Origin of the sequence: Bacillus sp. FSL R5-0576, from assembly GCF_038004765.1 — a bacterium.
GTDB lineage: Bacteria > Bacillota > Bacilli > Bacillales > Bacillaceae > Bacillus > Bacillus subtilis.
Genome location: NZ_JBBORU010000001.1, coordinates 552,925 through 572,206, shown reverse-complemented (window position 1 = coordinate 572,206; position 19,282 = coordinate 552,925). Strand labels below are relative to the sequence as shown.

Below are 19,282 nucleotides of genomic sequence, written 5' to 3'. Positions count from 1 at the left end.
GGAGGTAACTTATGAACCAATCTCAATCAGGATTAAAAAAGGAATTAAAGACCCGCCATATGACAATGATTTCGATTGCCGGTGTAATCGGAGCCGGCCTATTTGTAGGCAGCGGTTCAGTGATTCACTCGACCGGTCCGGGTGCCGTTGTTTCTTACGCGTTAGCCGGATTATTGGTGATTTTTATTATGAGAATGCTCGGTGAGATGTCTGCCGTAAACCCGACGAGCGGATCGTTTTCTCAATACGCTCACGACGCCATCGGACCGTGGGCAGGATTTACAATCGGCTGGCTGTACTGGTTTTTCTGGGTGATCGTCATCGCGATCGAAGCCATTGCCGGTGCTGGCATTATTCAATACTGGTTCCATGATATTCCGCTGTGGCTGACAAGTTTGATCTTGACCATTGTGCTCACCCTGACAAACGTCTACTCCGTTAAGTCTTTCGGTGAGTTTGAATATTGGTTCTCCCTCATTAAAGTTGTGACTATCATTGCTTTTCTAATCGTTGGTTTTGCCTTTATTTTTGGCTTTGCACCGGGCAGTGAGCCAGTCGGTTTTTCGAATCTTACAGGCAAAGGCGGATTTTTCCCGGAGGGCATCAGCTCCGTATTGCTCGGCATTGTCGTTGTCATCTTCTCTTTTATGGGAACTGAAATCGTTGCCATTGCAGCAGGGGAAACATCCAACCCGATCGAATCTGTGACAAAAGCCACCAGATCCGTTGTATGGCGCATCATCGTCTTTTACGTGGGCTCAATCGCCATTGTCGTAGCGCTGTTGCCATGGAATTCAGCAAATATTTTAGAAAGCCCTTTCGTCGCTGTACTTGAGCATATAGGAGTGCCCGCAGCCGCACAGATTATGAATTTTATCGTCCTCACAGCCGTACTCTCTTGCCTGAATTCAGGTTTGTACACCACATCCAGAATGCTGTATTCTCTTGCAGAAAGAAACGAAGCGCCGCGCCGTTTTATGAAATTGAGCAAAAAAGGCGTTCCCGTACAAGCCATTGTGGCCGGGACATTTTTCTCTTATATCGCGGTCGTAATGAACTATTTTTCACCGGATACCGTCTTTTTATTCTTAGTCAACTCATCAGGCGCAATCGCTTTACTCGTCTATCTTGTCATCGCTGTTTCCCAGCTGAAAATGCGGAAAAAACTCGAAAAAACAAACCCAGAAGCATTGAAGATCAAAATGTGGCTCTTCCCTTTCCTAACCTACTTGACCATCATCGCCATTTGCGGAATTTTAGTGTCCATGGCGTTTATTGATTCCATGAGAGACGAGCTGCTGCTTACAGGCGTCATCACGGGAATCGTTCTGATTTCTTACCTTGTGTTCAGAAAACGCAAGGTGAGCGAGAAAGCGGCTGCCAACCCAGTCACACAGCAGCAGCCCGATATCCTGCCTTAATGCTGATCAAATCCTAAACGGCCAGCCGTTTAGGATTTTGTTATTTTCTTTCTCGGGCAGTCTGCAGCACGAAGATTTTTTGTAACCATCACGTCCTTATTGTCATTAACTATAATACCAATTTGGAAAATTTAGATAAGGACAGATGAAAATGACACTTGAAAAATTTGTGGATGCTCTCCCAATCCCAGATACACTAAAGCCAGTACAGCAATCAAAAGAAAAAACATACTACGAAGTCACCATGGAGGAATGCACCCATCAGCTCCATCGCGATCTCCCCCCAACCCGCCTGTGGGGCTACAACGGCTTATTTCCGGGGCCGACCATTGAGGTTAAAAGAAATGAAAACGTATATGTAAAATGGATGAATAACCTACCTTCCACGCATTTCCTTCCGATTGATCACACCATTCATCACAGTGACAGCCAGCATGAAGAGCCCGAGGTAAAGACTGTTGTTCATTTACACGGCGGTGTCACGCCAGATGACAGTGACGGGTATCCCGAGGCTTGGTTTTCCAAAGACTTTGAACAAACAGGACCTTATTTCAAAAGAGAGGTTTATCATTATCCAAACCAGCAGCGCGGGGCTATATTGTGGTATCACGATCACGCCATGGCGCTCACCAGGCTAAATGTCTATGCCGGACTTGTCGGTGCTTATATCATTCATGACCCAAAGGAAAAACGCTTAAAACTGCCTTCAGACGAATACGATGTGCCGCTTCTTATCACAGACCGCACGATCAATGAGGACGGTTCTTTGTTTTATCCGAGCGCACCGGAAAACCCTTCTCCGTCACTGCCTAATCCCTCAATCGTTCCGGCTTTTTGCGGAGAAACCATACTCGTCAACGGGAAGGTATGGCCATACTTGGAAGTCGAGCCAAGGAAATACCGATTCCGTGTCATCAACGCCTCCAATACAAGAACCTATAACCTGTCACTCGATAATGGCGGAGAGTTTATTCAGATTGGTTCAGATGGAGGGCTCCTGCCGCGATCTGTTAAACTGAATTCTTTCAGCCTTGCGCCTGCTGAACGTTATGATATCATCATTGACTTCACAGCGTATGAAGGAGAATCGATCATTTTGGCAAACAGCGCGGGCTGCGGCGGTGACGTCAATCCTGAAACAGATGCGAATATCATGCAATTCAGAGTCACAAAACCATTGGCACAAAAAGACGAAAGCAGAAAGCCGAAGTACCTCGCCTCATACCCTTCGGTACAGCATGAAAGAATACAAAACATCAGAACGTTAAAACTGGCAGGCACCCAGGACGAATACGGCAGACCCGTCCTTCTGCTTAATAACAAACGCTGGCACGATCCCGTCACAGAAGCACCAAAAGTCGGCACAACTGAAATATGGTCCATTATCAACCCAACACGCGGAACACATCCGATTCACCTGCATCTAGTCTCCTTCCGTGTATTAGACCGGCGGCCGTTTGATATCGCCCGTTATCAAGAAAGCGGGGAATTGTCCTATACCGGTCCGGCTGTCCCGCCGCCGCCAAGTGAAAAGGGCTGGAAAGACACCATTCAAGCGCATGCAGGTGAAGTCCTGAGAATCGCGGCGACATTCGGTCCGTACAGCGGACGATACGTATGGCATTGCCATATTCTGGAGCATGAAGACTATGACATGATGAGACCGATGGATATAACAGATCCCCATAAATAACCCGACAAACTTGCCTCTAGCAGGCAAGTTTTTTCTTTATGAAACCTTTGGCCCTATTTATCGTATTACGTAAAAACAGCAAAAAGGAGCTGCTTTTTATGCTGACACACAACCTACATGAAAAAATAAAGCAATACATTTCCATTTATGCTGAATTAAAACCAAAATTAAAATGGAAAGTTTCACACGATCAGATATTAATGCTCATTTCTTCTGCATATATTGTGAATAAAAGAGAGTTTGATTTTCAGCGCTTTTATGATTTGAGCAGCTATATCAAATCAAACATCGGCAGCTTCTCAACACTCAATTCACACCACCGCTTTACTATTGCATCTATTCTGGACATTCATTTTCAGCATGAGGCAAAACAAACATTTCATACTTTTATCGATGTATACAATGAAATGGTGAAGCTAGGATACAAGCGGGATATGTTCACATACCTTTCCGCTCTAATCTTGCTCACCGGCAAATCTGAAACGACAAACCAAAAAGAACAGATGAACATGGGGCTAGCAGTTTATCAGCAGATGAAGAAAAATCATTATTTCCTCACTTCAACTCAGAATGTTCCGCTTGCCGTACTGCTTGGAGAAAACGGAGAAGGTTTGCAGGCGCTACAGAAGGCGGAAACATGCTATCAGCTGCTGGCAGCCAACGGCTTTAAAAAAGGACAGTACTTACATCAGGTCAGCCATATTCTGGCCTTGCAAAGTGAAAAAGAGCCCGAAATGCTTGTTTCCGCTTGCAAACAGATATATCAATCGATCACTGAATCTGTCAAAAAACCAAAGGATTATCATTATCCAGACCTTGCTCTCCTCACATTTCTGGAAGAGCCAGATATCAAAACCGTTTTGTGCATCACTGACGAATTAAACCAGGAAAAAGCTTTTAAACGGCAAAAGGAAATGAATTTTAAAATTGCTGTCAGCCTCTATCTCAGTGAGCATATGGAGAAAAATCTGCTGATGGAATCAGGACTATACACCTCTATCGAAACAGTCATTCAAGCGCAGCAGGCAGCCGCGACAGCTGCCATCATCAGCTCAACAGCAGCCAGCCATACTCATGATGGAAACTAAAGGAGGAGAAACATGCCATACATCACATTAGAAGATCAGACACGCCTTTACTATGAAACACACGGGAGCGGGACGCCGATCCTGTTTATACATGGGGTGCTGATGAGCGGACAATTTTTCCACAAACAATTTTCGGCGCTTTCTGCCAATTATCAATGTATTCGTCTTGATCTTAGAGGACACGGCGAATCTGACAAAGTGCTTCACGGCCACACCATTTCCCAATATGCCCGTGACATAAGGGAATTTCTAAATGTAATGGAGCTTGATCATGTCGTTCTTGCCAGCTGGTCAATGGGCGCTTTTGTCGTATGGGATTATCTCAATCAATTTGGGAATGATAACATTCAAGCCGCTGTGATCATCGATCAATCCGCTTCCGACTATCAATGGGAGGGCTGGGAACACGGTCCATTTGATTTTAACGGCTTAAAAACAGCGATGCACGCCATTCAAACTGACCCGCTGCCTTTCTACGAAAGCTTCATCCAGAATATGTTCGCAGAACCGCCTGCCGAGACCGAAACAGAATGGATGCTGGCAGAAATCCTCAAACAGCCGGCTGCCATTTCTAGCACGATTTTATTTAACCAAACGGCCGCTGATTACCGGAGCACCCTCCAAAACATCAATGTGCCGACATTGCTGTGCTTCGGGGAAGACAAGAAATTTTTCTCTACAGCAGCTGGAGAACACTTGCGCAGCAATATTCCAAACGCGACACTCGTTACCTTTTCTAAAAGCAGCCATTGCCCGTTTTTAGAAGAGCCAGATGCTTTTAACAGCACACTCCTCTCCTTTTTAGATGGGGTTATTGGAAAGTCATAAAGAAAAAGGAATTAGGAGATTAGGGAAAAGTATGAGACAATAAGAAATGTGCAGTAAAATACATGAGGGAAGAAGTGACTTTATGTCTTACTATAACAAACGAAATCAAGAACCGCTGCCAAAAGAAGATGTGAGTACTTGGGAATGCACAAAAGAAGACTGTAATGGCTGGACCCGAAAAAACTTCGCCAGCAGTGATACGCCATTGTGCCCTTTGTGCGGAAGTAAAATGGTCGACGGCATCCGTTCATTAGTGAATCTCCAAAACAACAGCCAAACGAAAACAAGCTAGTTCTTCCCTATAACAAATGCAGTCTCCTGCAAGCAAACAAACCCCGAACGGAGACAAAATTCTATATTTCAGAATAAAAGCCTCTCATTGCAAGAGGCCAAATACGAAGAAAGAAGCCCAAAACTGTAAACGTTTAGGGCTTTTTTGTCTGTTTTAATGGTATAATATGGATATAAGAGGAGTGATAACGTGATCTCAAACCAGCAGCAAAAAGACTTGAAAAAAAGAGCTGCGTTCAAAAAGCTGAATGTTGCAATGAACTCGTATGTTGAACTTCTGTTTTTGTCGGTACCTCTGATTCATATCTTTAAATGGCTCGGATCATTAGCCCTGCACCTCATCCATTAAAAAAGCCACTCAGCTTATGCCGAGTGGTTTTTATTAGTTAATCACAGAAAAGCTGTTGATGATGCCGTTCGGATTTTTCCATACTTTTTTGAAGGTCTTATTTTCAAGGCTATAGGAATAAATCGTCCGCACCTTAGCTTCACGCCCTGTTTCATCCTTCAGTTTTTTAGCCCCCTTGGCTTCGGCAAGAAAATAAATGTTCTTTCCATCCTTAGAGAACTGAGGCTGTGCGTCAATTAACAGCTTAAATGATTTTTGATTTGAGATGATGCTTTCATATTTTTTCGTATCCGCATTGAGCATTTGAATAGAAGCGGTTTGCTCCGTTCCTTTTTGCGTATATGATGTGAATAAAATACGTTTATCATCATCAGAAACAGCAATATCGCTGATAAATTGGTTTAGGCTTTTCAGCTCATTAAATTTATGTTGGCGGCCTTCCGCAAAATGAATCGTTGTCGGTTCTGGGTCGATGCCCTTTTCGTTTGCTTCATCTGTTTTCTTGTAGTCTTCTTCTACAGAATAATGAAGCAATGCAAATGAATCGTTTTTTTGGTTATAAAAGAAGCTGCTGACGGTGTCATCCTGATCATTAGCGGCAGGATAAAGATTTTTATACTTTTTCGTCTTCAGATCAAAAGCGGCGATCCGAAAATTGCTTTCGTCCGCTTTTCCTAAGCGGAAATAGATGGTTGAACGGTCCTTTGATAAAAATAAACTGTCCGCACTCTCCGCGCCTTTATAAAGCATCGTTTTTTTATGAGACTTCAGATCCAATTTAAAAAGCCTCATTTCATTCTGTTCATTATTGCCCGTATAATAGAGCACCTGCTGTTTTTGATCCAAGGCAAATGCCGGATAGCTGGTCAGCTTCTCCTCATGGATCACCTTGTCATTTTCATAATACTTTGTCAGCAGATCCGTATCTGTAATTGAAACCAGCAGCTCATCACCGCTTTCGGTATTGACTGAAACATCAGCAGCCTTCTCATGGCCTTTATCCTTTGTAACATAAAACGCAACCCCCGCGGCAGCTGCCGCTATTATCACTGCTAACAATAATATGATTCTTTTTTTCATCTTTTATCTCCACCAATAGAAAAAGCAAGAATGTGACTTCTTGCTTTCCAGATTATATATGTACATTAATAGCTGTAATGCCCAGCTACTTTACCTTTGCTTAATGGATATCCAAGCGCTTTAAACGCTTTAGGGCTAACATCCAGCACTGCATTAGGCATTCTGCCAACATCATTTTTATAAACCGTAATCACCTTTTTAGGCTTCGCTTTTGCATAAGCTCTGATTTTTGTCCCGTTTCTAGGAACATCAAATCCGATTTTGGTCGCACAATCCCAATGTCCAAGTTTCTTACCTGAAGAGCCTTTTTTCCCGACTCCATTATACCAAGTAATATTTCCGTTCACATGTTTCGCACTGGCATCTGATGAAAAACTAAAAGCTCCCAAAGTACTTCCTACTAAGATAAAAGCGGCTAAAATGACTTTCTTCAACATTTCGTCCCCCTGTTTGTTAACATCTAGGAAGATTATACACGATCAACCAGCTATTTTTTATTTCAATATCCTTACAGTAATGTTACAAAGTCAAAAAAGTTACCTCTGCTAAAATAAACCATGGAAGATTATCCTATTATAATAGCAGTATTAGCGTTATAATTATTGATAGAGTAGTTGTCGCATTCAATATGAACGAACCATTACCGTATTGTTCAAACCAAATTCATAGCTATGTAAACGATTGATACTCTCATATAAAGAAAAAAGAGTGTGCGAGACCCTTTTTTCTTCAAAGTTTCTTTTTTCAAAAAAACGTAGATTATATTATATAAAAATTTCATTTCTTTTTTGGTTTTAAAAATGGCGATTTTGTGAACAGTTCATATTGACCGGTGCGGAATTACTCACATCAAAAGTTATAGGAGTGGTAATCCATGAAGGCAGCAAGATGGCATAACCAAAAGGATATCCGTATTGAACATATCGAAGAGCCAAAAACGGAGCCGGGAAAAGTAAAGATCAAAGTCAAATGGTGCGGCATCTGCGGAAGTGATTTACACGAATATCTGGGCGGCCCGATCTTTATTCCGGTTGACAAACCGCACCCATTAACAAATGAAACGGCACCTGTCACAATGGGGCATGAATTCTCCGGTGAAGTTGTCGAAGTCGGAGAAGGCGTTGAAAATTATAAAGTTGGAGACCGCGTCGTAGTCGAGCCGATTTTTGCTACACACGGCCACCAAGGCGCCTACAACCTTGATGAACAAATGGGATTCCTCGGCTTAGCCGGCGGAGGCGGCGGTTTCTCTGAATACGTCTCTGTAGATGAAGAGCTTTTGTTCAAACTTCCTGATGAATTATCATATGAACAAGGCGCACTCGTTGAACCTTCTGCAGTTGCTCTATACGCTGTCCGCTCAAGCAAACTCAAAGCAGGCGACAAAGCGGCTGTATTCGGCTGCGGCCCGATCGGTCTTCTTGTCATTGAAGCGCTGAAGGCTGCCGGTGCAACCGATATTTACGCTGTTGAGCTTTCTCCTGAACGCCAGCAAAAAGCTGAGGAGCTTGGCGCGATCATCGTTGATCCGTCTAAAACAGACGATGTAGTCGCTGAGATTGCAGAACGTACAGGAGGCGGTGTTGACGTAGCATTCGAAGTCACTGGTGTCCCAGTGGTGTTACGACAAGCCATCCAGTCCACTACAATTGCCGGTGAAACCGTCATCGTCAGTATTTGGGAAAAAGGTGCTGAAATCCATCCGAACGATATCGTGATCAAAGAACGTTCAGTAAAAGGAATTATCGGATACCGCGACATCTTCCCGGCTGTACTGTCATTAATGAAAGAAGGCTATTTCTCAGCCGACAAACTCGTAACGAAAAAAATCGTACTAGATGATTTGATCGAGGAAGGCTTCGGGGCTCTTATTAAAGAGAAAAGCCAAGTCAAAATCCTTGTCAGACCTAACTAATTTGAAACCAAAAAGAATCCGCACTCAGGTGCGGATTCTTTTTTTAATTATCCAATCACTTCAGTCCCAGAATCCTTCTTTGCCCCGCCGTGATCATAAGCCCGGAAGTTTTCCTCCAGCTGCTCAAGCGAAAGCCCTTTCGTTTCCGGCAAAAACCTCTTCACAAACAAGACAGAGCAAATTCCTAATCCAACGAAGATAAAGAACGTTGTGGACAGCCCGATGGCTGCCAGCAATATTGGAAACGTGAAACTGACTGCAAAATTCACCATCCACAGACAGAATACCGTAACACCCATTCCCAGTCCGCGAAGGCGAAGCGGGAAAATTTCAGATAGCATCAGCCAAGTCACTGGTGAAATGGCGCCCTGCTGAAAAGCAAGAAATGTGACCGTTAATGACAGGACTACATACGGAAGTGCCGGTGATCCTTCAAGTACAAGTGAGAATATCCCGATTAGCAATAACGCTGTTGTCGTACCGATCAAGCCTGTCATCAGCATCGGCCGGCGCCCCACTCTTCCCAGCAGCCAGATTCCGACGAATGTTGCCAATACCGAAATCACACCATTCGCAATATTTCCGATTAAAGCGGCTTCCGTTTGGAAACCAGAATTTCTTAGAATTTCAGTCCCATAATACATAATCGAATTCACACCTGTAATTTGCTGTACAATCGCAATCCCTAATCCAATAAACACAATACGCCGCACCCATGGGACTGAAAGATCTTTAAACGTCGCTTTTTCAAGCTGATCTTCTTTTTTGAAAGCGAATTCAATTTCTTGCAGCTCAGCTGCTGCCCGTTTTTCATCCCTGATTTTTTTCAATACACGTAAAGCATCTTCTTTTCTTCCTTTAGAAACAAGCCAGCGGGGACTCTCGGGCATTCTGATCATGCCGAAAAACAGGAACAAGGCTGGAAGTGACGCAATGACCAGCATAAACCTCCACACATGGGAGTTGTCTCCCATTGTTGTTCCAAGGATCGCATTAAAAACAAAGGCCAAAAGCTGTCCTGATACAATCATCAATTCGTTCTGCGTCACCATCCGTCCCCTGCTTTCCACAGGAGACATCTCTGCTAAATAGGCAGGCACCGTTACGGATGCACCCCCAACCGCAATACCGAGCACAAAACGGGAAATAATCATGACCGTAACATTTGGTGCAAACGTACACCCGATCGTTGAAATAAAAAATATAACAGCGAGGAACAAAATATTTTTGCGGCGGCCGTTAAAATCAGACATCCTGCCGCCAAACACAGCACCCAGTGCCGCTCCAAAAAGAAGTGAACTGGTGACAAGACCCTCTGTGAAGGCATTGAGATTAAGCTGATCCGGCTCTCCCATATACGGCAAAGCTCCATTAAGCACACCGGTATCATAGCCAAAAAGAAGCCCGCCGAAAGTGGAGACTAAAATAATTGTACGTAAAAATGACATTTGATTGCCTTGTTTATTCATACTGTTTCCCCCAGTCTTTTTCAAAATGCGTATGTCAAAAACTCATTCCAGGGCTGCTGCCTTCCTCACATTTCGTAAGCAGGCTTCAGAAAATAGTTGTTCATGTTTTTATCCAATAACCTCATAACAACCTCATAACCTTCCCTTCTTCTTAGCATGTCAGTCCTGATGGAAGCGATTTCATTTCTCACTAAAAGAACAATGGTCATTTCTTTGTGCATAACCTTGTAAATTTGGCATTTAATAGTCACTTGATAGTTCAATTGTAGTGATATGATAGTGATATTTTTGTTACATCTGATATTATCATAATTATAAAAATGCTTTCAGTCAATATAAATTTCTGAAAATTTTTTACTCTATAAAAGGAAAATCACCAATTCAAGGGGAAAATGAACGTTTTTCTTCATGAAAATGTGTGAATCAAGTCAAAAATCCTGTGATTTTCTATTCATATCGATAAATGAGTAAGTGTTGGGTAACTTCACCCATTTTTCTCTGTAAAATCAAACATTCGTTCAATTGTTTCAGACTCAGGATAAAAGGAAATAGAGAAGAAAATAAATGAAGGCTGACTTAAGGGAGGCAACCAAAATGAATGAGGGTTATATCATTGCAGGCCTTTTATTATTGACAGCGGGGATGATTGATTTTTTATGGACCACGTTATGGTTAGAGAGCGGTGCCGGCCCGATCACAAGATGCCTGTCTGCCTGGCTGTGGAAGGGCTGCCGCAAAATCAGCGGTGACCACGCAAAGGTTCTAAGTATGGCTGGTCCTCTGCTGTTATGCCTGACGTTAGTGATATGGATCAGTCTATTTTGGAGCGGGTGGGTTTTGATTTACTCGAGTGACCCTCACTCACTTATGGAAACTCAATCAAAAGAACCGGCTTCCTGGTCAGACCGAATTTATTTTTCCGGCTATGTCATGTTTACATTAGGAAATGGCGACCTCGCTCCGAACGGAGGCCTATGGAAGCTTGTCACGATTATTGAAACAGCTCAAGGACTGCTTACCATCACGTTTTCTGTCACGTATTTGATTTCCGTCTTGAGTGCGGTTAATCAAAAACGCTCCTTTGCCCAAAGTGTATTAAGTCTAGGGCATGACGGAACAGAAATCGTCCATAATGCATGGAATGGCAAAGATTTTCACGACATTGATTTTCTTCTTATCGCTGCCTCATCAGAACTGGGAAAGCTGACCGCTCAGCATAACGCCTTCCCCATCCTTCATTTTTACCACAGCACGCAGCATCAGGAATCATCCATTATAGCTGTTGCTGTATTGGATGAGGCTCTAACCATTTTCAAATACGGAATTCCTGAACAATATCAGCCGAATCAGCTTCATATCAAAGAAGCGCGCTCAAGTATCAAAAACTATCTAGATACCGTTCATACTGCCTATATCCATCCTGCAGAACAAGCGCCGCCGGAACCAGACATCTCAAAGCTTCAACAATCAGGCATACCGGCTTTATCAAAGCAAACATTTCAAATTGCCGTCAATTCAATAAAGGAACGTCGTCAATTGCTGCTGGGAATTATCCAAGCGGGGGCTCGAAAATGGCCTGTTCAGGAGCAAGCAATAGGTAACGGTAACGCTTATTCTTCTAAATAAAAAAGTCCCGAGCGCTGATCACTCCGGACTTTTCACTGTATGAGTCTTACACAAGCTTCTGGCCGCAATTCGGACAAAAATTGGCTTCGCCCGTTTTTGTTCCGCAGTTTGGACAGAAATTCGGTTTGCTTCCGCTGCCAGTTGACTGTGGGCCTGATGACTGTGCCTGCTGATTTTGATTCATTTGGTTCATCATCTGATTGGCCATATTCATTCCCATCATCATTCCAGCCATATCCGAAGCCGCTCCGCCTCCGCTCATCTTTCCGGATGCCATTCCATCCGTCATTGATATTTGCTGGTATCTGTTCACATCCCCAACCATACCGTAGGAAGCGTTCTTTGTAATCATATCTTGAACCTCTTGAGGATAATTAAAGCTCATGATTTGAAAACCAGTGACCGTCATCCCGTCGCTTATTAATTGCATATCTAAGTCCTCTTGAATTCCCTTGGCAATATCAAAAGCGTTTGCTTGAAGATTAAACATATCTTTCCCTTCTCTTGTGATCCACTTCATGAGAAGCTGATCCAGAATAGAAATGATACGGGTTTTAATATCCTCTACAAAATATTGATCTTTCACGCCAGCGATTTTATCAATCAGGCTGATATAGTCCTGCACCTTGAAATTAAATGTGCCGTTTGCGCGAATGGGCATCCCGCCTGGCATTCCCGCTGCCGGAATATTTATCGCCTGTTTTGTTCCCCATCTTACGGTAAATTCCTTCGTATTGACAAACAGCACCTCAGCTCGCATGCCGCTGTTAAAGCCAAACTTAAAGCCCTTTAACGTTGAAAGGAATGGAATAATTTCTGATTCAATATCATAATCGCCATCATCTTGAAAGACTCCTTCAACCCGCCCATTGTTCAAAAAGACAGCATCCTGTCCGGGACGAATGATTAAACGGCTCCCTTTTTTGATTTCACGATTGTTCCATTTATAAAAAATCATATCATCTCTAAATTCTTCCCACTCTACTACATTCGCTAATTGATTTCTGAAAAACGACATTACGCCTCTCCCTTTCTCTATTTCTTACATTTAAAAACTGCCCCGGCTCCCACTGTATGACGTACCGCCTTTCGTAACACCGCCATCGCTGCCGCTGTCTTTATCTGATGGTTTTCTTTCTCTTGTTACAGTCGTTCTAATATAAGTGTCGTATTGATCAATCACATCAGACGTACGCTGATCCATATATGTATTTCCATTAACCGTTACTTTGCCGCCTGCATGATAAAGCATGATTGAAACCGCAATTCCCCCGACTGCGATGGCAGCAATCAGCTGAAACCACCATGTAAAGAATATGTTGTCGGGGTTTACTCCCGGTTTTATGCCCATATCTTTATAGGAAAGCTGAATATATGTCTCAAAAGCTTTAAAATAATTTTCATTGGATAAATCAGATGAAATCGTATTTCTGATGCTATTGAGCCTGCTGTTGTCCAAATACTGTTCGGCTTTTTTGAAGCCTGCGATAAACACTTCTCTGTTTGTCATATCAATGGTCAGAATGGCTGTACTGCCTTTTCCGTAACGATCATAAAAATCGCCGGTATAGTCAGCAATATCTTCACCGTTTGTGCTTTTGGTCGTAATAATGATGAAATCAGTGTCCCTCTTTGCACCCAGCTCTGCCGAGAGAGATTCAAGTTTTCCGATCTCCGCTTTTGACAATAGATGAGCGCGATCGTACACATGCTGCTGCGATTCAGAGGCTCTTGCCGCTTCGATACCCAGTAAAGGCATCATGATGAAGACAGCCAGCACACCAAAGATCGCTTTCCCTAAAAATCCCCGCATCAAAATCCGCCTCCCATCATCAATGAGACGAGCTTCAACGCAAGAAATGTCCCGCCTGCTATTCCGCTAAACCATGCCGCCACTTTTCCTCGACTGATCGGCGGCTTTCCAACAACCTTTCCTGTTTGCCCGTTCATCGCAAAGATATGCTCCGCTCTTTCATAATCGTAACTGACCATCCAAACGGGAAGCAAAACGTAAAAGCTGTTCACGTTTTTCGTGTGAATATGTTTGTCCCTCACATTGACTGACGTATATCCGGAAAAAGTAGAATGGATGTATGAATCTATATAACTGCTTATTTTCTCTTTTGCCCTTGGAAAAAGCTCCTCATCGGTATAATTGTACTTTTCCGCAATATAACCGGCCAAATATGCCGTTTGAAAGTCCTTCAGCTCTTCGTATGAATAAGGCTCCAATTTGTCCATTAATTCGTCTTTCATTTTTTCAGAGGCATCGACAGGGATTTTCAAATAATCGAGATTGATATCACGAAACGCTTCAAAGTGCTCTGTTTCCGTGCAAATATAATCCCCTTCTTCATATTGATGGACTCTGGTACAGTTTGCTCTCACCTGTACTTCACTATTTAAATCAAACATCCAAAACGGAATATACATGCCGGTGATGCTTTTAATGCGATCGGCAGACATGAAACCTCTTGGTGTCAGAAGGCCTTTTTTGCACCACTTTCGAAATGCCTGCTCGGCTTCTTGCTTGCTGATTGTAAATGGGATGACTTTCGCCGGTGCCAAATGTCCCGATAAACGATCTGCAAGTATTGCAGCACCCCCGCAGAAGCTGCACGTCGTTGCTGTCGTTTCAGCTTCCGTGATCAAAATGGCACCGCAGTTTTCACATTGATATTCTTTTGCTTCATCATCAGAAAACCGTGCCGCAATGTTTTCTTTCGGAAGGCTTTCAATATTGTCCTGTCTTCCGCAGCTGCTGCAGGATAACGAGCCGGTTTCACTATCAAATGCCATATCACTGCCGCAGTTCGGACACTTATAAGATATTATCATTACCGTTCCCTCTCACATCTTATGATAAAATGACGCCGCAGCCGAGAGCTGCGGCCTCCTATGTATTACTTATCGAGCATCATTTTCGCTTTTAACGCCGCAAGTTCATCATCAACCTGGCTTGAACCGCCAGTGTCATACTTTGCAGTCAGATCAGCCATATCATCCTGCGGAGCGCTGTTCAGTTCAGCCATTGCATTGGCCTGATCAAGTGCCTTATTTACTTTGTCCTCCATTCGGCCGAATGCAGACATTGATTGGCTTGTACTTGAAACAGAAGCGCCCAGTTTGTTCATTCTTTCTTGCGTTTTCGCTACTGCCCACTTCGCCTTGATCATATTTTTACGTGCTTCCAGCTCTCCAATGTCAGATACCAATTTGTCATGCATCTTTCTCATCTGTGCGGCATTGGTTGCAGCAATTTGATTCGCCGCCTGCAGCTCAGAAAGCTTTGACTCCAAAGATGTTTTTCTTTCAAGAAATTTTCTCGCATCGCTCTCATTCCCGGCTTGCAGCGCCTTCATTGCATAGCTTTCCATCTTTTCCATATCCGCCTGGCATTCGTGATATTCTCTTTTTGCTCTCTGCTCCTCGGCCATAACAGCTGCTGTTTCTGCCTTAACCTTAGCCAAATCGCTATTCATATTTCTTAAATATTGATCTACCATTTTCTCCGGATTTTCAGCCTTGTCCAATAAAGCATTGATATTCGCAGACATAATATCTTTAAATCTTCCAATTATACTCATTATATCGTTCCTCCTAAAGCTAATTCGGTAACCCTTGTTACATATACTATTTATTATCGTTAAAAGTTTCACTTTTTTAATAAAAAATGACATTTCAAACAAAAAATATACAACTTTTTACCTGAACAAAAATGTAAGCAATAAAAAAAGATGCCCCCAAAAGTCCAAAGACTTTCAAGAAACATCTTCAATGATTTACAAAGAAACTTCGATCTCATCCAAGCTCGGCAGTGCATCAATCGCTCCAATTTTAGTGCACACAAGAGCTCCGACCTTATTGGCAAACGCCACAATCTCACGCAGTTTCACAAAATCAGCATCTACAGATTGAATCTGATCCGTGTTTGCCAATTGATATAAAGCCGCACCGACAAAAGCATCTCCCGCCCCTGTTGAGTCAATTGATGTCACCGGAATGCTTGGAATGATTTCACGGTCTTTTCCATTGGAAAGAAGCGTTCCGCTTTTCCCAAGTGTCACAGCGACAATGTTGGCTCCGATCTCATGAAGGATCGCAACACCCTTTTCATGATCCTTCACACCGCTGATAATCTCAAGTTCCTCGTCACTGACTTTCACAAAATCACTTACAGCGATCGCTTTTTTCGCAACACTTACAAACTCTGAGACTCTTCCCCTCCATAAATCTTCACGGTAGTTAGGGTCAAACGAAATAAACTGTCCATTGTCTTTCGCAATCGACATCAGCCGTAAATAGGCTGAGCAAAATGGATCTGATAACAGTGCCGTCGCAGAGCCGAAATGAAGGATTTTCGCTTCGTTTAGTTTTTCCTGGTCAATATCCTCCAGCGTAAACAAAGCGTCCGCGCCTCTATTAAAAACAAAGTCACGCTCTCCATTTTGTTTTAATGAAACAAAAGCAAGCGTTGTAGGCGCTTTCTCATCCATCACCAGCATAGAGGTATCGACATGTACAGCGTCCAATGTTCGCTTCAGAAAATACCCAAACGGATCCTTTCCTACTTTTCCGCTGAAAGCGGCGTCTCCGCCCAGCTTGGCAATCGCTGCTGACACATTCGCCGGTGCCCCGCCGGCACTTTTCAGGAATTGGCGCCCTTCCATTAAATCAACGTCAACATCGGTACAAAAGAAATCAATCAACAATTCCCCAATACAAACTACAGAATGACTACGCATATTATCACACTCATTTATAAAGTCTAGATTACAGTCTCAGTATATTACTTTCTGCCATAAATACAACATTGAATATTAAAAATTTTACATATATTTATCTCGCAGACCTTTGCTCCAGCTCAGAGATGATGTGTTTATATCTTTTTTCCGTTAAAGGATAGAAGGCAATAAGAATAATAGAAAGCAAAATGAAAAATCCCGGAATCAAAGCATTCATATTTTTAATCGCATTCAACGACCCAACTGTCTGGTCTGTATTCGCCACATACCCGGCGATTCCTAAGTAAATGGCCGAAAATGACCCGGCTAACGCAACACCCAGCTTATTAATAAAGCTCATGCTCGAAATCACCACACCATCCGCGCGAATTCCGGTTTTCCATTCCGCATAATCGACACAATCCGCAACCATTCCCCAAGCAAGCGTATTTAAAGGCGTTGTGAAAAATCCCGAAGCGAAAAGCCAAATGAAAATGAGTGGAATTGAAGAATACGGCGTAAAATGCAGGCCTGCATAAGAAATAAGCGATAGAGCTGCCGTGATAATCATGACTTGTTTTCTGCCCCACTTCTCAGAAAAGAAAGGAATAAACAAATTGCTGATCAGCGCTGCCCCGAAAAATAAAACGGTGCCCATAAACACGAACTCTTTATGGTTTACGTTATACGTAAAATAATACACCATCGTGCTGAGCTTAATATTAAACCCGATCGCAAAAGCCAAAAATGATGAAATTAACATGAGCAAGGGTTTGTTTTGGAATAAAACGGATAACGTCTTTTTGATCCCTTGTTTTTTTCTCTTTTTAGGCTGAATCCGCTCCCTGACAGTAAAGAAACTGAATAGATTCAAAACAATGCTGACCGCCGCGTAGATGAGCGCCGTCATCTGAAATCCAAACGCCTGATCCTCTCCTCCGATAGCAGTTGCAAGCGGTGTCGCACAGGAAATGGATAAAAGAATGCCGATATACACCAAAATCATCCGGGTTGTGGTCAGAACCGTTCGTTCCTCCACAGAATTCGTCATCCGCCCCGTTAAGCTGTTCACCGGGATCGTTTGCATACTAAAGGACATCCCAAGCAGAATATAGGTGACATACGCATATACCATATTTCCGGTCTCACCGAAATGAGGCGTCGTGAAACATAAGAATGTGAATAGCGCAAAAGGAAATGCCACCCACAGCAAATATGGCCTTGCTTTTCCCCACCTTGTATTTGTTTTATCTAAAATCAATCCCATGATCGGGTCAAAAATAGCATCCAGCACACGCACAACAAGAAACAAAGTTGCGATCACCGCAGGCTGAATGCCGCCAACGTCTGTATAATAAAATAATAAGTATGCGTTTACAAACTGAAAGATAATATTATACGACATATCGCCGAATCCATAACCGATTCGTTCAAACCAGGACAGTCCGGTACTGGATTTTGACTGATGCTTCACTTTCATTGCCGTTACTTTTTCTGTTTCAATCATCATTTCCCACCCCAAGAATCCGTTTTCATTTCCAGTAAACAAGAGGGAGAATACGAAGATCCTCCCTGTTCACTCAGCGATTTGGATACACCATCACTTTTAAACATTCATTCTTAAATTGAAGCGCCCGCTCCATCGCATCTTGCGTCTGCTCCAGCGAATATTGGTCCGTTACTAGATGCTTCGTGTCCACAATGCCTGAAGCAAGAAATTCGATTCCCTTTGGATACGTATTGGCATAACGGAAGATCCCGTAAATATCAATCTCATTATCCGCAATAAACGGCACGTTGAGCGGAATCTCGTTCTGTGAAGGCAAACCGACAATCGCCAATTTTCCGCCCCGGCGCACAGAAGCCAGTGCGGATTGCAATGCCGCTGGATTCCCTGCTGTTTCCCAAGCAACATCAACGCCTCTATCATTCGTGATCGTTTTAATCTCTTCAAGTGCATCCTGTTCACGTATATTAATAATGTGAGTCGCTCCCATTTTTTTCGCAGCTTCTAACCGCAGCGGCTCTAAGTCGGTGACAATGATTGTGCCTGCCCCAAATGCTTTAGCTGCGGCAACAGCCATTAACCCAACAGGGCCCATCCCCATAATCGCAATCGTTGATCCGGGCTGTAGCTTCGTTCTGGCCGCCGCATGGATGCCGACAGAAAACGGCTCGATCAAAGCAGCATCTTCATAAGAAAGTGAGTCTGGGATTAAAAAAACAAAGTCCTGACGCATTTTAATATATTGGACAAACGCACCGTCTACCGGCGGTGTAGCCAAAAACTGTACATCCGGGCAAAGATTATAGCGTCCTTCTTTGCACGCCTCACAGCGTCCGCACGTAACACCCGGCTCTACAGCGACGCGGTCTCCCACTTTAAATTGATCGACAGCTGATCCGACAGCGGCAATCTCTCCCGCACATTCATGCCCAAGGATAAATGGTTTTTCCACTACATAGTTGCCTATTCGGCCATTTGTATAGTAATGCAGATCTGATCCGCAAATTCCGACAGCCATCACCTTAATCAACACTTCATCATGATTGATGTCAGGCACAGGCACTGTTTCGATTTTGATTTCTCTTGTATTGTGCATAACAGCCGCTTTCATGTTCTGAGGTACTGTGTGAGTCATTTGGCAAATTCCTTTCTTTAGAAAATAAAATGTAAGTGCATACATTTTTATTTTCTCTGTTACTGCCCCCATTTTATCTGCTTTTCAAGACGTTCAACAGCCTTTTCTGCTGTATAAAAGGACAGCGGCACTGTACTTTTATTTTTTCATATACAA

18 protein-coding genes are annotated in these 19,282 nt (G+C 43.2%); 8 read left to right on the top strand and 10 right to left on the bottom strand.

The window, feature by feature from the left end:
* Nucleotides 1-11 precede the first annotated feature (11 nt).
* The 6 genes from gabP (at nucleotide 12) to NX903_RS02920 (ending at nucleotide 5,670) form a co-directional block, all read left to right on the top strand.
* Nucleotides 12-1,421, top strand: coding sequence for a GABA permease (gene gabP, locus NX903_RS02945; protein ID WP_003233998.1), 1,410 nt, complete (start codon nucleotides 12-14; stop codon nucleotides 1,419-1,421).
* A 151-nt stretch (nucleotides 1,422-1,572) separates the two neighbouring features.
* Entirely contained in the window at nucleotides 1,573-3,114 is a 1,542-nt protein-coding gene (gene cotA / locus NX903_RS02940; RefSeq protein ID WP_014479048.1) for an outer spore coat copper-dependent laccase CotA, read from the top strand.
* A 98-nt stretch (nucleotides 3,115-3,212) separates the two neighbouring features.
* Complete coding sequence (locus tag NX903_RS02935) at nucleotides 3,213-4,202, top strand: DUF4003 domain-containing protein (protein WP_086344576.1); 990 nt, start codon at nucleotides 3,213-3,215, stop codon at nucleotides 4,200-4,202.
* A 12-nt stretch (nucleotides 4,203-4,214) separates the two neighbouring features.
* Complete coding sequence (locus tag NX903_RS02930) at nucleotides 4,215-5,030, top strand: alpha/beta fold hydrolase (protein WP_086343530.1); 816 nt, start codon at nucleotides 4,215-4,217, stop codon at nucleotides 5,028-5,030.
* An 82-nt stretch (nucleotides 5,031-5,112) separates the two neighbouring features.
* Entirely contained in the window at nucleotides 5,113-5,322 is a 210-nt protein-coding gene (locus tag NX903_RS02925) for a cold-shock protein (RefSeq protein ID WP_003234008.1), read from the top strand.
* 189 nt (nucleotides 5,323-5,511) lie between these two features.
* On the top strand, nucleotides 5,512-5,670 hold the full coding sequence (locus tag NX903_RS02920; protein WP_003243985.1) for a hypothetical protein: 159 nt from the start codon (nucleotides 5,512-5,514) through the stop codon (nucleotides 5,668-5,670).
* A gap of 33 nt (nucleotides 5,671-5,703) precedes the next feature.
* On the opposite strand, the gene NX903_RS02915 is transcribed toward NX903_RS02920, so the two are convergent.
* Complete coding sequence (locus tag NX903_RS02915; protein ID WP_086343529.1) at nucleotides 5,704-6,750, bottom strand: PD40 domain-containing protein; 1,047 nt, start codon at nucleotides 6,748-6,750, stop codon at nucleotides 5,704-5,706.
* Nucleotides 6,751-6,815: 65 nt separating this feature from the next.
* Nucleotides 6,816-7,187: a cell wall metabolism protein WalM gene (gene walM / locus NX903_RS02910; protein ID WP_003234013.1), complete on the bottom strand. Its 372-nt coding sequence runs from the start codon at nucleotides 7,185-7,187 to the stop codon at nucleotides 6,816-6,818.
* A 437-nt stretch (nucleotides 7,188-7,624) separates the two neighbouring features.
* Here walM and bdhA point away from each other — a divergent pair, with 437 nt between their 5' ends.
* Nucleotides 7,625-8,665: a (R,R)-butanediol dehydrogenase gene (bdhA, locus tag NX903_RS02905; protein ID WP_086343528.1), complete on the top strand. Its 1,041-nt coding sequence runs from the start codon at nucleotides 7,625-7,627 to the stop codon at nucleotides 8,663-8,665.
* A gap of 47 nt (nucleotides 8,666-8,712) precedes the next feature.
* Here the strand turns inward: bdhA and iolT are convergent, their stop codons facing one another.
* A complete protein-coding gene (iolT, locus tag NX903_RS02900) occupies nucleotides 8,713-10,134 on the bottom strand; it encodes a myo-inositol transporter IolT (protein ID WP_086343527.1) in 1,422 nt (473 codons plus the stop codon).
* 594 nt (nucleotides 10,135-10,728) lie between these two features.
* On the opposite strand from iolT, the gene NX903_RS02895 reads away from it, so the two are divergent.
* Nucleotides 10,729-11,760, top strand: a complete 1,032-nt coding sequence (locus NX903_RS02895; RefSeq protein ID WP_137200608.1) for a potassium channel family protein — start codon at nucleotides 10,729-10,731, stop codon at nucleotides 11,758-11,760.
* Nucleotides 11,761-11,806: 46 nt separating this feature from the next.
* Here NX903_RS02895 and NX903_RS02890 read toward each other — a convergent pair whose 3' ends face one another.
* The 7 genes from NX903_RS02890 to gutB all read right to left on the bottom strand — a co-directional run bounded on the left by NX903_RS02890 (nucleotide 11,807) and on the right by gutB (nucleotide 19,126).
* On the bottom strand, nucleotides 11,807-12,778 hold the full coding sequence (locus tag NX903_RS02890) for an SPFH domain-containing protein (RefSeq protein WP_003234032.1): 972 nt from the start codon (nucleotides 12,776-12,778) through the stop codon (nucleotides 11,807-11,809).
* Between the two features lie 30 nt (nucleotides 12,779-12,808).
* Complete coding sequence (locus NX903_RS02885) at nucleotides 12,809-13,573, bottom strand: TPM domain-containing protein (RefSeq protein ID WP_086343525.1); 765 nt, start codon at nucleotides 13,571-13,573, stop codon at nucleotides 12,809-12,811.
* Entirely contained in the window at nucleotides 13,573-14,598 is a 1,026-nt protein-coding gene (locus tag NX903_RS02880) for a TFIIB-type zinc ribbon-containing protein (protein WP_015252671.1), read from the bottom strand. Before NX903_RS02880 ends, NX903_RS02885 begins: the two co-directional genes overlap by 1 nt.
* A gap of 65 nt (nucleotides 14,599-14,663) precedes the next feature.
* Nucleotides 14,664-15,347 carry a PspA/IM30 family protein gene (locus NX903_RS02875; protein ID WP_072173431.1) on the bottom strand — a complete coding sequence of 228 codons (684 nt, stop codon included), beginning with the start codon at nucleotides 15,345-15,347 and terminating at the stop codon, nucleotides 14,664-14,666.
* A gap of 195 nt (nucleotides 15,348-15,542) precedes the next feature.
* Nucleotides 15,543-16,505, bottom strand: a complete 963-nt coding sequence (locus tag NX903_RS02870; RefSeq protein ID WP_086343524.1) for a carbohydrate kinase family protein — start codon at nucleotides 16,503-16,505, stop codon at nucleotides 15,543-15,545.
* Nucleotides 16,506-16,599: 94 nt separating this feature from the next.
* Nucleotides 16,600-17,991, bottom strand: coding sequence for an MFS transporter (locus NX903_RS02865; protein WP_086344575.1), 1,392 nt, complete (start codon nucleotides 17,989-17,991; stop codon nucleotides 16,600-16,602).
* A 73-nt stretch (nucleotides 17,992-18,064) separates the two neighbouring features.
* Nucleotides 18,065-19,126: a sorbitol dehydrogenase gene (gene gutB / locus NX903_RS02860; RefSeq protein ID WP_033883877.1), complete on the bottom strand. Its 1,062-nt coding sequence runs from the start codon at nucleotides 19,124-19,126 to the stop codon at nucleotides 18,065-18,067.
* Nucleotides 19,127-19,282: the final 156 nt, after the last annotated feature.